The 13,222-nt window shown below is 54.9% G+C and carries 10 protein-coding genes; all 10 read right to left on the reverse strand.

The genetic code is table 11. From position 1 onward, the window contains the following. Positions 1-95: 95 nt before the first annotated feature. The 10 genes from accA to rseP all read right to left on the reverse strand — a co-directional run bounded on the left by accA (position 96) and on the right by rseP (position 13,218). On the reverse strand, positions 96-1,055 hold the full coding sequence (gene accA / locus Q3V30_RS17220; protein ID WP_306207787.1) for an acetyl-CoA carboxylase carboxyl transferase subunit alpha: 960 nt from the start codon (positions 1,053-1,055) through the stop codon (positions 96-98). 12 nt (positions 1,056-1,067) lie between these two features. Then, positions 1,068-4,550 (reverse strand): DNA polymerase III subunit alpha, encoded by a 3,483-nt coding sequence (dnaE, locus tag Q3V30_RS17225; protein ID WP_306207789.1) that lies wholly within the window; start codon positions 4,548-4,550, stop codon positions 1,068-1,070. 33 nt (positions 4,551-4,583) lie between these two features. Continuing rightward, positions 4,584-5,207 (reverse strand): ribonuclease HII, encoded by a 624-nt coding sequence (gene rnhB, locus Q3V30_RS17230; protein WP_306207792.1) that lies wholly within the window; start codon positions 5,205-5,207, stop codon positions 4,584-4,586. Then, complete coding sequence (gene lpxB / locus Q3V30_RS17235) at positions 5,204-6,349, reverse strand: lipid-A-disaccharide synthase (protein WP_306207794.1); 1,146 nt, start codon at positions 6,347-6,349, stop codon at positions 5,204-5,206. Before lpxB ends, rnhB begins: the two co-directional genes overlap by 4 nt. A gap of 3 nt (positions 6,350-6,352) precedes the next feature. Continuing rightward, on the reverse strand, positions 6,353-7,141 hold the full coding sequence (gene lpxA, locus Q3V30_RS17240; protein ID WP_306207796.1) for an acyl-ACP--UDP-N-acetylglucosamine O-acyltransferase: 789 nt from the start codon (positions 7,139-7,141) through the stop codon (positions 6,353-6,355). Between the two features lie 3 nt (positions 7,142-7,144). Beyond that, positions 7,145-7,600 (reverse strand): 3-hydroxyacyl-ACP dehydratase FabZ, encoded by a 456-nt coding sequence (gene fabZ / locus Q3V30_RS17245; RefSeq protein ID WP_306207798.1) that lies wholly within the window; start codon positions 7,598-7,600, stop codon positions 7,145-7,147. A 168-nt stretch (positions 7,601-7,768) separates the two neighbouring features. Further along, positions 7,769-8,791: a UDP-3-O-(3-hydroxymyristoyl)glucosamine N-acyltransferase gene (lpxD, locus tag Q3V30_RS17250; RefSeq protein ID WP_306207800.1), complete on the reverse strand. Its 1,023-nt coding sequence runs from the start codon at positions 8,789-8,791 to the stop codon at positions 7,769-7,771. A gap of 3 nt (positions 8,792-8,794) precedes the next feature. After that, the gene (gene skp, locus Q3V30_RS17255) at positions 8,795-9,292 is read right to left on the reverse strand and encodes a molecular chaperone Skp (protein ID WP_306207802.1); all 498 of its coding nucleotides are present in this window, start codon (positions 9,290-9,292) and stop codon (positions 8,795-8,797) included. A 119-nt stretch (positions 9,293-9,411) separates the two neighbouring features. Continuing rightward, a complete protein-coding gene (bamA, locus tag Q3V30_RS17260; RefSeq protein ID WP_306207804.1) occupies positions 9,412-11,814 on the reverse strand; it encodes an outer membrane protein assembly factor BamA in 2,403 nt (800 codons plus the stop codon). 54 nt (positions 11,815-11,868) lie between these two features. Continuing rightward, complete coding sequence (gene rseP, locus Q3V30_RS17265; RefSeq protein WP_306207808.1) at positions 11,869-13,218, reverse strand: sigma E protease regulator RseP; 1,350 nt, start codon at positions 13,216-13,218, stop codon at positions 11,869-11,871. Positions 13,219-13,222: the final 4 nt, after the last annotated feature.

Raw genomic sequence — 13,222 nt, forward strand, 5'->3', positions numbered from 1 at the left:
GGCAATAAAAAAAGCGGGTTCTGAACAGGCTCTGGCGGAGATCGTTCCTCTCCGCCGTTCACCCTTCAGAACCCGCTTTTGGCGGTTACACCCTGTCAGGCGTAGCCGTAGTTCATCAGACGCTGGTAACGGCGATCTAACAGCTCTTCTTTACTCAGCATATCAAGTTCAGCCAAATCAGCCAGCAGCTGCGCTTTCATCGATTCGCCAATAGCCAGCGGATTGCGATGCGCCCCGCCTAACGGCTCCGGAATAACCGTATCGATCAGCTTCAGCTCTTTCAGGCGCGGTGCAACAATGCCCATCGCCTCTGCAGCCAGCGGCGCTTTATCGGCGCTTTTCCACAGAATAGAAGCACAGCCTTCCGGCGAAATGACCGAGTAGGTGCTGTACTGCAGCATGTTGACTTTGTCGCCCACGCCGATAGCCAACGCCCCGCCCGAACCACCTTCACCGATAACGGTACAGATGACCGGCACTTTCAACCCTGACATCTCACGCAGATTGCGTGCGATAGCCTCAGATTGTCCGCGCTCTTCAGCACCCACGCCCGGATAGGCGCCAGGTGTGTCAATAAAGGTGACGATCGGCATATTAAAACGCTCGGCCATCTCCATCAGACGCAGGGCCTTACGGTAGCCTTCTGGTGCCGGCATGCCGAAGTTACGACGAATTTTCTCTTTGGTTTCGCGACCTTTCTGGTGACCAATGATCATCACCGGGCGACCTTCCAGACGAGCAATACCGCCAACAATGGCTTTATCATCCGCATAGGCGCGATCGCCAGCCAGCTCGTCAAAATCAGTAAATACGTTGCGGACATAGTCCAGCGTGTAAGGGCGCAAAGGATGGCGCGCCAGCTGCGCGATCTGCCAGGCACCCAAATCGGAGAAGATCTTGCGGGTCAGCTCTACGCTTTTTTCACGCAGCCGCTGCACCTCTTCATCCAGATTAATATCCAGTTTTTCATCCTGACGGCCAACCGACTTGAGTGAATCAATCTTCGCTTCAAGTTCTGCGATTGGCTGTTCGAAATCCAGGTAATTAAGACTCATAATATTCCTGTTTTAGTCAAACTCCAGTTCCACCTGCTCCGACCCTATCAGCGACCGCAATTCATTTAATAAACGATCGCTGGGCGACACGCGCCACGCTGCGCCAAAGCGCAGCTTCGCCCGCGCATCCTCTCTCTGATAGTAGAGATGTACCGGAATGGTCCCAGAACGATGGGGTTCCAGGGATTGACGGAGACGGTTCAAAAGCTGGTCATCAATTTGCCTGTCCGTCAGCGAGATAGCAAGCCCGCGTGCATATTTTTCACGGGCTTCATCAATGTCCATCACATCGCGGGCGGTCATTTTGAGCCCCCCGCTGAAGTCATCGAAGCTGACCTGTCCGCTGACGATCAGGATACGGTCTTTTTCCAGCAGATGCTGGAACTTGTCTAACGCATCTGTAAATAACATCACTTCAAGCCGACCAGAGCGGTCGTCCAGCGTACAGATGCCAATCCGGTTACCGCGTTTTGTTACCATCACGCGGGCCGCCACCACCAAACCGACAGCCATGGTCATTTTGCCACGGTCGGTTGGGTGCATGTCTTTCAGGCGCATTCCACCCACGTAGCGCTCGATCTCTTTCAGATACTGATTGATCGGGTGCCCGGTTAAGTAAAGCCCTAATGTTTCTCTCTCGCCATCAAGCTGAACCTGTTCAGGCCACGGCGTGACGTCGGCATACGACTTTTCAATGTGTTCCGGCTCTTCCGCCAGTACGCCAAACATATCTGCCTGGCCAATCGCCTCTGCTTTGGCATGCTGATCCGCAGCCTTGAGCGCTTCTGGCAGCGCGCTCATCAGCGCGGCGCGATGCGGCCCCAGGCGGTCAAACGCGCCAGACATGATCAGTTTCTCTAACACGCGGCGGTTAAGCTTTTTGGTATCAGTGCGTGCGCAGAGATCGAACAGCTCGCGGAAATAGCCATCCTGATTACGGGCTTCGATAATGGCTTCAATCGGCCCTTCACCCACGCCTTTAATCGCCCCGATACCGTACACGATTTCACCGTCGTCATTAACGTGAAACTGATACAGGCCGGAGTTGATATCCGGCGGCAGCACTTTCAGCCCCATGCGCCAGCACTCATCTACCAGCCCCACCACCTTCTCGGTGTTATCCATATCGGCGGTCATTACCGCCGCCATAAACTCGGCAGGATAGTGGGCCTTCAGCCACAGCGTCTGGTAGGAAACCAGCGCATAGGCGGCAGAGTGGGATTTGTTAAAACCGTAACCGGCAAACTTTTCTACCAGATCGAAGATTTTAATCGCCAGTTCGCCATCTATTCCGCGAGATTTGGCACCATCTTCAAAGCCCCCGCGCTGCTTGGCCATCTCCACCGGGTTCTTTTTACCCATGGCGCGACGGAGCATATCTGCGCCGCCCAGGCTGTATCCTGCCAGCACCTGAGCAATCTGCATGACCTGTTCCTGATAGAGGATGATGCCATACGTCGGCTCCAGCACCGGCTTCAGCGACTCATGCTGCCACTGAATATCGGGATAGGAGATCGCCTCACGGCCATGCTTACGGTCGATAAAGTTATCTACCATGCCGGACTGCAGCGGGCCGGGACGGAACAGCGCCACCAGGGCGATCATATCCTCAAAGCAGTCGGGCTTAAGACGCTTAATCAGATCTTTCATGCCGCGCGATTCAAGCTGGAATACCGCTGTGGTTTCCGAGCGCTGCAGCATATCGAAACTTTTTTTATCTTCAAGCGGAATGGCCGCGATATCGATCGGCGGCTCGCCCTGCTTCTTACGCCGGGCGTTAATCATCTCCAGCGCCCAGTCGATGATGGTCAGCGTACGCAAGCCCAGGAAGTCAAACTTCACCAGCCCGGCATATTCCACATCATTCTTGTCAAACTGGGTAACCGGATGATTACCGTTTTCATCACAATAGAGCGGCGCGAAATCGGTAATTTGCGTGGGGGCAATAACCACCCCTCCGGCGTGCTTACCGGCGTTACGCGTAACCCCTTCCAGCTTACGCGCCATATCAATCAGCGCTTTAACTTCTTCATCAGCTTCGTAAATTTCCGGCAGCTGAGGCTCGGCCGCGAACGCTTTTTCCAGCGTCATCCCCGGATCCGGCGGGATCAGCTTGGAGATGCGATCGACAAAGCCATAGGGGTGACCCAGCACGCGGCCAACGTCACGGATAACCGCTTTAGCCGCCATGGTACCGAAAGTAATGATCTGCGATACCGCTTTACGTCCGTACATCTCCGCAACGTGCTCAATCACCAGATCGCGCTTCTCCATGCAGAAGTCGACGTCGAAGTCGGGCATCGAGACGCGTTCCGGGTTCAGGAAACGTTCAAACAGCAGGTCAAACTCCAGCGGATCGAGGTCGGTGATTTTCAGCGCGTAGGCCACCAGCGACCCGGCACCAGAACCACGGCCCGGCCCTACCGGCACGTCGTTATCCTTGGACCACTGGATAAACTCCATCACGATCAGGAAGTAGCCGGGGAAGCCCATCTGGTTGATAACGTTAAGCTCAAGCTCAAGGCGCTCATCATATTCCGGCCGTTTTTCCGCGCGAACGGTTTCATCCGGGAACAGGAACTCAAGACGCTCTTCCAGGCCTTCACGCGACTTCATAACCAGGAAATCTTCCGTGCTCATATCCCCCGTAGGGAACTGCGGCAGGAAGTATTCACCCAGGCGGATGGTCACGTTACAACGCTTAGCAATCTCTACGCTGTTTTGCAGCGCTTCAGGGATGTCTGAGAAGAGCTCGCACATCTCCTCTTCAGTACGCAGATATTGCTGAGGACTGTAGTTTTTCGGCCGTTTAGGATCGTCCAGCGTAAAGCCGTCGTGGATCGCCACGCGAATTTCGTGCGCGTCGTAATCCCCCTCTTCCAGGAAACAGACCTCATTGGTGGCCACCACGGGAATACCGTGAGCAATGGCCAGATCCACCGCAGCATGCACCCAGGTCTCTTCATCCGGACGCCCGGTACGGATCAATTCCAGATAGTAGCTCTCCGGGAAATGCTCCTGATAGAAGGCCAGGCACTCCCCTACCTGCGCATGGTTGCCGCGCAGCAGCATCTGGCCGACGTCGCCGCGTCTGCCGCCTGAAAGCAGGATTAGCCCCTCTTTCAGCTCAATCAGCCAGTCACGATCGATGATCGGCCCGGCCGCGCCATAGCCACGCTGGTACGCTTTGGAAATCAGCAGCGTCAGATTCTGGTAACCCGTGTTATTCGCAGCGAGCACCGTGAGCTGCGCCAGCTCGTCGCCCATCGCCTCAGAACTGACTTTGAAATCTGCGCCAATAATCGGTTTCACGCCCTGCGCGTGCGCGCCACCGTAGAATTTCACCAGGCCGCACAGGTTAAGGTAATCGGTAATCCCGATCGCGGGCATGCCCATAGAGGCAGCTTTTTTCACCAACGGACCGGTTTTAGCTAATCCATCTACCATGGAGTAGTCGCTGTGCACGCGTAAATGAATAAAACGAGGTTCGGCCATATCGGGATCCCACTTAAGACTGAGGGGTGAAAATTACAGAATCTGTCCGGCTGATGCCGCTACTTCCGCATCCAGTATCGCATTTCTCACCGGCGCAAAACTGCGACGGTGGTGCGGGGTGACGCCATGAAGCGCCAGTCTCTCCATATGCAGCGCAGTCGGATAACCTTTATGCCGGGCAAAACCGTACTCCGGGAATTGCAGGTCCAGCTCGGCCATCTCCCTGTCGCGCGTCACTTTCGCAATAATTGAGGCCGCGCTGATTTCACGCACCAGGCTGTCGCCTTTTACCACGGCCTGAGCAGGCATGGCCAGCGCCGGGCAGCGATTGCCGTCAATCAGGACGAAATCAGGTGTGATATGCAGACCGGCTACCGCCCGCTGCATCGCCAGCATGGTGGCATGCAGAATATTAAGCTGGTCGATCTCTTCCGGCTCGGCGCGCCCCAGGCTCCAGCTTAACGCTTTTTCGGTGATCTCATCAAACAGTGCCAGACGACGCTTTTCCGAGAGTTTTTTGGAGTCGGCCAGGCCAACAATCGGTCTGGCAGGATCGAGGATCACCGCAGCGGTAACGACTGCGCCAACCAGCGGTCCGCGCCCTACTTCGTCTACGCCCGCAATGCAGGTGGCCACAGGATAGATAAAGTCACTCATGGACAGAGCTCCAGTACGGCTGCCGCGGCCTGCTCATCGGCATTCCAGCGGATTTGATGGTGAAGCTCGGTAAAGGTAGCCAGCAACTGGTCACGGGTTTCGCCTTCGGCCAGCAACGGCTCCAGCGCCGCGGCAAGCTGCTCAGGCTGACACTCATCCTGCAACAGTTCTTTCACCAGCTCGCGCCCTGCCAGCAGGTTAGGCAGCGACACATAATCCGTTTTCACCAGACGCTTTGCCAGCCAGAAGGTAAAGGGCTTCATGCGGTAACCCACCACCATCGGACATTTGGCAAGCATACACTCCAGCGCGGCGGTACCTGATGCCAGCAAGGCTGCATCGCTGGCGATCATCGCCTGGCGACCTTTGCCATCCAGTAAATGCATGGGCAGATCGGGTGCGACCTCAGCCTTAATGCGTTCAAACTGTTCACGACGGCGTGGGTTTACCAACGGCACCACGATCTCCAGATCCGGCCATTTTTTCCGCAGGATCACCGCCGTTCTCAGGAAGTCCGCGCTGAGCATCTCAACTTCAGCATTGCGGCTGCCGGGCAGCAGAGCAAGGCAAGGTGTGCCCTCGGCAATCCCCAGCTCCCGCCGCGCTGCCTGTTTATCTGGCTGGACAGGCATCGCATCGGCCATGGTATGCCCGATGAAACGGCACGGCACGTTGAAGCGATCGTAGAAGGCTTTTTCAAACGGCAAAAAGGCCAGCACCAGATCGGTTGAGCGGCCAATTTTAAATACGCGCTTCTGTCGCCAGGCCCAGACAGAGGGGCTGACGTAATGAATAGTGCGAATGCCCTTCTGCTTGAGGCGCCCTTCAAGCGTGATATTGAAATCAGGTGCATCAATGCCGACGAACACATCGGGTTGCAGCTCGGTGAAACGCTGCGTCAAATCGCGGCGAATTTTCAGCAGCCGGGGCAGACGTTCAACCACCTCGACAATGCCCATCACTGCCAGCTCTTCCATCTCATACCAGGCTTCACAGCCTTCGGCCTGCATCAGCGGCCCCGCGACGCCTACAAATCGGGTGTCGGGGTGCTTCTCTTTCAGCGCGCGAATAAGACCGGCACCAAGAATATCGCCGGAGGTTTCTCCGGCGACAAGGGCAATCGTTAAAGGATGCTTTGGCATGAGTTAACGAATCAGACCCCGCGTGGAGCGCGTGAAGAAGTCGTAGAAAGGCTGCACTTCCGGATGCTGCCGCGCAATCTCTTCGATTTCAGGCTTGGCTTCATCCAGCGTTTTGCCGCTGCGGTAAAGAACCTTATACGCGTTACGGATCGCGTGTAGCGCTTCCTTACTGTATCCACGACGCTGCAGGCCCACCAGGTTGATGCCAAATGGTGTAGCGTGGTTGCCCTGGGCGATCACAAATGGCGGCACATCCTGAGCAACGCCAGAGCAGCCGCCGACCATGACGTGCGCGCCGATAATGCAGAACTGATGAACGGCTGTCATCCCACCAATAATGGCAAAATCATCCACTACCACATGCCCGCCCAGCGTTGCGTTGTTGGCGAGGATACAGCGATCGCCAATGATGCAGTCGTGGGCAACATGAGCATTGACCATCAACAGGTTATCGCTGCCGACTTTGGTCAGTCCTTCAGCCTGAGCGGTACCACGATGAATGGTGACGCTCTCACGAATGCTGTTGCGGTCGCCCACCTCAACGCGAGTAGGCTCACCAGCATATTTCAAATCCTGGTTAGCTTCACCGATGGTGGCGAACTGATAGATGGTATTGTCTTTGCCAATACGGGTATGACCATTGATCACCACATGAGACTTGAGAACGGTACCTTCCCCAATCTCAACGTTCGCCCCAATAAAGCAGAAGGGACCGATGTGGACACGAGCGCCAATAGTGGCGCCCTCTTCAATGACGGAACTTGGATGGATTACAGCAGTTTCATCAATCACGGATTATGACTCCCGGCTGCGGGCACACATCATCGTTGCTTCGCAGACAATTTTACCGTCTACGGTCGCCACGCCTTTAAAGCGCGTCAGACCACGGCGGGTTTTCTCGAAGGTGACTTCCATGATCATCTGATCGCCAGGCACCACTGGACGCTTAAAGCGTGCATCGTCAATACCGGCAAAATAGTACAGCTCACCCGGTTCCAGTTTACCCACGCTTTTAAACGCAAGGATGCCGGTTGCCTGAGCCATAGCTTCTAAAATCAGTACGCCTGGGAAAATCGGTTTACCAGGGAAATGGCCCTGGAAAAACGGTTCGTTAACCGATACGTTTTTTACCGCGCGAAGGAACTTGTGCTCTTCAAACTCGAGTACGCGATCGACCAGCAGAAACGGATAGCGGTGCGGCAGCAGTTCAATAATCTCTTCAATTTTCAGAGTATGAGTTTCAGTAGTCAAAATACTCTTCCTGTCCTAAAAATTCTGATGGCATCAATAACACGGCCTGCAAAGATCGTAAGATCACTCGCAGGCCGCAAATCAGTTTCCGTGCGCAAGCCTTCCCTGCTTAGCTTTCTAATTCTACCCTAAGGGTACTGAAGGCTGCTCAGGCTGCTGGCAAGGCGTTTAGTCTTTGTCGACTTTACGCTCGATGGCTTTTAAGCGTTTGCTTATTTCATCGATATTCATGACCAGCGCGGCCGTTTTGCGCCAGGCTTTGTTGGGTTGCAGCGGAATCCCGGAGGAGTATACCCCAGGTTCGGTAATTGGTCGCATGACCATTCCCATTCCGGTGACCGTCACTTTGTCACAAATTTCCATGTGGCCATTAATGACGCTTGCACCGCCAATCATGCAGTAGCGGCCGATTTTCAGGCTACCAGCCATGATGACGCCACCCGCAACCGCGGTATTGTCGCCAATCACAACGTTATGTGCAATCTGGCACTGGTTATCAATGATAACACCATTCCCGATCTGAGTGTTATCCAACGCACCGCGATCGATAGTGGTACAGGCACCGATTTCTACCCGATCGCCAATGATTACGGTACCCAACTGCGGGATCTTCACCCAGTTGCCGCGATCGTTGGCGTAACCAAAACCGTCCGCGCCGATCACCGTGCCGGACTGGATCAGGCAGTATTCGCCAATCTGAATTTCATGGTACACAGAGACATTCGCCCACAGACGGCTGCCTTTACCAATGCGGGTATTCTTCCCGATAAAACAGCCGGCGCCAATGACCACGTTATCGCCCAGCTCTACGCCAGATTCGATAACGGCATTCGCCCCGACAGAAACATGCTGACCCAGCTTAGCGCTGGCATCGATCACCGCGCTGGGCGCGATGTTAGTGGCCGGCTGCGGGGTAGTGTCCAGAATCTGCGCCATGCGGGCATAGGTCAGATAAGGATCTTTTACCACCAGCGCAGCACCCTGAGCGCATTCCAGATCCGCAGCCAAAAGCACCACGGCAGAGGCCTTACAGGTGACGAGCTGCTCGCGGTAACGGCTGTTAGAGAGAAAAGTGATTTGACCGGATTGGGCGGATTGCATAGAAGCAATGCCGGAGATGACGAGGTCGCCATCTCCGTGCAATTCTGCATCCAACTGCTGGGCTAAATCAGCCAGTCGAATTGATGACATCGATTATTTAACCTGTTTCAGAACATCAGCAGTGATGTCTTTAGATTTAGCTGCATACGCCACGGCGTTAGCATCAACAACGACATCGTAGCCTTCATCATCTGCAACTTTCTGCACGGCATCCTGAATACGGCTCAGGATTTTATTGCGCTCTTCTGCCTGACGACGACGGTTATCCTGCTCGAAAGCCTGAGCTTTAGAAGAGAAGGCTTCACGCTGCGCCATCACGTCTTTTTCCATGCGGCTGCGTTCGCTGGCCTTCATGGTAGAGCCGTCACGCTGCAGACGCTGCATCTTGGTTTGCAGATCGCGCTCCATACCCTGCAGTTCAGTTGCACGGCCTTTGAACTCGTTTTCAAGCTGTTTCGCAACTGTCGCACGCGCCGGTAACTGTTGGAAAATGCTGGAAACGTTCACCACTGCAATCTTATCTGCAGCCTGAGCACCAGCGGAAACCGCCAGAGCAATTGAGAGGCCTGCGGCACACAACAACTTTTTCACTATAAACTCCTTACCATCAACGTTTGTGTCTGAGACACATGTGTTGCGCGTTAAGGCAACCGCACAGGTTGCCTTTAAACGGCGCGATACTCACTTAGAAGCTTCCTTGCTGAACCGCGTTACCAGGTTTTACCAATGTTAAACTGGAACTGTTCGGCTTTATCTCCATCATACTTTTTGAACGGCTGGGCGTAAGAGAAGACCAGCGGCCCCAGCGGAGACATCCACTGCAGCGCCAGACCAGCCGACATACGGATATTACCTGGGTCACTGTAGTCAGGAATGCCGGCTGCACGCGTATCAGCGGTGTTTTCCCACTTGGTGTCCCACACTGTACCGGCATCAACAAACAGCGATGTCCGCACAGAGTTTGCATATTTCTCGCTCAGGAACGGCGTCGGGGTGATCAGCTCTGCACTGGCTGTAGCCATGGCGTTACCGCCAACCGCATCGTTAGAATCACACAGTACGCCGGTTGAGCAGGTGTCTGAGTTATTGTTGTAGTAAGCCGCTTTTGGACCAATGGTATTTGAGCGGAAACCACGTACGGTGCTGGAACCACCGGCATAGAAGTTCTCATAGAACGGCAGTTCTTTGCCGCTCAGGCCCTCGCCGTATCCGACTTTACCGCGACCCAACAGCACCCAGGTACGATCCTGATTCAGCGGCACATACTGCTGCGTGTCCAGCGTCGCTTTGTAGAAGGCGTTATCGGAGCCAGGGATAGTCACTTTACCGTTCAGGTTGGTACGGTTACCGGCCGTTGGGAAGAATCCGCGGTCCAGGTTGTTGTATGTCCAACCGTAGTTAAAGGTAAAGTCATCGGCAGCATAATCAGCATCGCTGTTGCGATCCGGGTTCTGACCCACAGAGTTCAGATAGCGGAACATCGCCACCTGCGGCTGCATGTTGGAGAGGTCGTTATGAACATAGCCCAGACCCACACGCAACGTGTTGTTTTCGTTTACCGGGAAGCCCAGCGTACCGTCTAAACCATAACTTTTGTTGGTATAGTCAGAGAGGTCAGCGTCATCCGCTTTAAAGTCGTTATAGAAGACGCGTCCGCCGAGGCTCACACCATCGACCGTGAAGTACGGGTCGGTCAGTGAGAATTCAGCATAGGTCTGATAATCATTTTTCGTGCCGCTGATGCCGACGGTATTACCGGTGCCGAGCCAGTTTTCCTGGGTCACGCCAACCTGGAAGCTCACGCCACTTTCCGTGCCGTAGCCGACGCCAAAGTTGAAGGTACCGGTGTTACGCTCTTTCACCTTATAGACCACGTCAACCTGATCCGGCGAACCCGGCACGCGCTGCGTATCGGTATCTACCGTTTCAAAATAGCCGGTACGGTTCAGACGCTCTTTGCCCTGATCGACCAGGTCGCTGCCCAGCCAGGCGCCTTCCATCTGGCGCATTTCGCGGCGCAGGACGGAATCTTTCGAGGTGTCATTCCCTTCAAAGCGCACTTTACGCACGTAGTAGCGGTTGCCCGCATCGACGTTGACGTGCAGCTTCACGGTTTTATCGGCATCGTTGATTTCTGGCTGCGTCACTACGCGTGGATACGCATAGCCGTAACGGCCCAGCATCTTCTTGATGTCATCTTCCATTTTGGTCACTTTGGCGCCGTTATAGAGCTCGCCTGGCTTAACCTTAGTCAGCGTTTCCACTTCCGCTGAGTGGCCCGCCATGCTGCCGTTAACCACAACGCCGGAAAGCTTGTACTGATCGCCTTCGGTGATATTGATGGTGATGTAGATGCCTTTTTTATCCGGCGTCAGGCTGACCTGCGTCGAATCGATATTGAAACGGGCATAGCCGCGGTCCAGGTAGAAGCTGCGCAGGGTTTCAAGGTCACCGGCCAGCTTTTGCTTCTGGTACTTACGATCGCCTACCACGTTCCACCACGGTACTTCATCACGCAGCTGGAAGCGGGAGATCAGCTCATCAGACGAGAAAGCCTTGTTGCCCACTACGTTGATTTGCTGGATCTTGGCAGAGACGCCTTCGGTAAAGACCAGCTTCAGGTCTACGCGGTTACGCGGCAGAGGAGTAACCACCGCCTTTACGCTGGCGCTGTATTTACCCACGCTGTAGTAGAAGTCCTCCAGCCCCTTCTCAATGGAAGAGATGGTGGTGCGGTCCAGGGCTTCGCCCACGCGCACGCCAGAGGCTTCCAGATTCTGCTTCAGCATGTCATCTTTCACCGCTTTGTTACCGGAGAAGGTGATGCTGGCAATCGTCGGGCGCTCTTTGACCTGAACGATCAGCGTATCGCCGTCGCGCAGGACCTGTACGTCTTCGAAGTTTCCGGTCGCGAAGAGAGCACGAATAGTATTACTGATATCATCATCGGAGACGGTGTCTCCCACGCGGACAGGCATACTCAGCAATGCCGCGCCGACGGCGACTCGCTGCAGGCCTTCGAAATGAATATCCTTCACTACGAAGCCGTCTGCCGCGTATACGGTAGCGCTGCTAAACAGCAGCGACGCTATGAGCAACTTTTTCATCGCCATCGTTGTTATGCATTCTTCCTAACTGGTTCTCACGGTCAGCGGGCACCAGGCCTGCTAAAGACGTGAGAAATCATTGAATAGTGCAAGCCCCATTAACAGCACCAGCAATATAGAGCCAATGCGATAACTGAAGTCCTGAACTCGCTCAGACACCGGCCCACCTTTGATCTTTTCGATCGCCAGGAACAGCAAATGTCCACCATCTAATACCGGCAACGGGAACAGATTGATTATCCCGAGGTTCACGCTGATCAAAGCCAGAAACATCAGGTAGTAGATCAAACCATATTCCGCCGACATCCCAGCACCCTGGGCGATTGAAATCGGCCCGCTGAGATTGTTTAACTTCACTTCGCCGACAATCAGTTTGCCCAGCATGTTTACCGTCAGCTTCATCAGCTGCCAGGTTTTGGCACTCGCCTCACCCACTGCGGCAAACGGGCCATACTGCCTTACCGTTTTAAATTCATCCGGCAGAGGAATAATGCGCGGGATAACCCCAGCGAACCCTTCTGCTTTGTTGCCAGGCTTCACGTCGGGCGTCAGGGTTAAGCGAACAGGGGAACCCTCTCGTTCAACCTCTACAACCAGCGCCTGCCCCGGATTATCACGAACCAGCGCAACAAACCGCTGCCACTGCTCCACCGGCTGACCATCGACTTTAACGATCCTGTCGCCCGCTTGCAAACCCGCCTTACTTGCTGCCGAGTTCGCCTGCACTTCTGCCAGCACCGTTTCGATCTGGGGGCCGCGAGGCTGAATACCCAGCGACGCTACCGGATCCTGCTTATCCGGTTCGAACTGCCAGTTGCGCAGATCGAGCCGCTTTTCTGTGACCAGAGAAGAGCCAAATGGCGCCACGCTCAGCGTCGTTTGCTGGTCGCCAATTTTCGCCACCAGCGCCATACGCACAGCATCCCAGTCAGGCGTTTCGATACCGTCGACGGCTTTAAGTTCCATCCCAGGCGTAATTTGAGCCTCTGCTGCCTGCGATCCGCTTACTATTTCACCAACTACCGGGCGCACGCCGGGGACGCCGATGATAAACACCAGCCAGTAAGCGAAGATGGCAAACAGGAAATTGGCGATGGGCCCGGCACTGATGATGGCCGCGCGCTGCAGGACGGTTTTGTTATTGAAAGCGTGATGGCGGAGTTCTGGCGGCACGCTTTCAACACGCTCATCGAGCATTTTGACGTAGCCGCCCAGCGGGATCAGCGCAATGACGTATTCGGTTCCCTGCTTGTCGCGGCGGCGCCACAACGCCTTACCAAATCCCACAGAGAAACGTTCAACTTTGACACCACAGCGACGGGCCACCCAGAAGTGGCCAAACTCGTGCACGGTGATCAATACGCCAAGGGCAACAATAAATGCCCCCAGGCTCCAGAGAATGCTCAGCATAACG

Source organism: Erwinia pyri (assembly GCF_030758455.1).
Classification (GTDB): domain Bacteria; phylum Pseudomonadota; class Gammaproteobacteria; order Enterobacterales; family Enterobacteriaceae; genus Erwinia; species Erwinia pyri.

Bases quoted from the DNA above. Each gene is read 5' to 3' on its own strand.
- accA (WP_306207787.1), bottom strand. From the start codon at position 1,055: ATGAGTCTTAATTACCTGGATTTCGAACAGCCAATCGCAGAACTTGAA.
- lpxB (WP_306207794.1), bottom strand. From the start codon at position 6,349: ATGCCAAAGCATCCTTTAACGATTGCCCTTGTCGCCGGAGAAACCTCC.
- lpxD (WP_306207800.1), bottom strand. From the start codon at position 8,791: ATGTCATCAATTCGACTGGCTGATTTAGCCCAGCAGTTGGATGCAGAA.
- bamA (WP_306207804.1), bottom strand. From the start codon at position 11,814: ATGGCGATGAAAAAGTTGCTCATAGCGTCGCTGCTGTTTAGCAGCGCT.
- rseP (WP_306207808.1), bottom strand. From the start codon at position 13,218: ATGCTGAGCATTCTCTGGAGCCTGGGGGCATTTATTGTTGCCCTTGGC.
- rnhB (WP_306207792.1), bottom strand. From the start codon at position 5,207: ATGAGTGACTTTATCTATCCTGTGGCCACCTGCATTGCGGGCGTAGAC.
- dnaE (WP_306207789.1), bottom strand. From the start codon at position 4,550: ATGGCCGAACCTCGTTTTATTCATTTACGCGTGCACAGCGACTACTCC.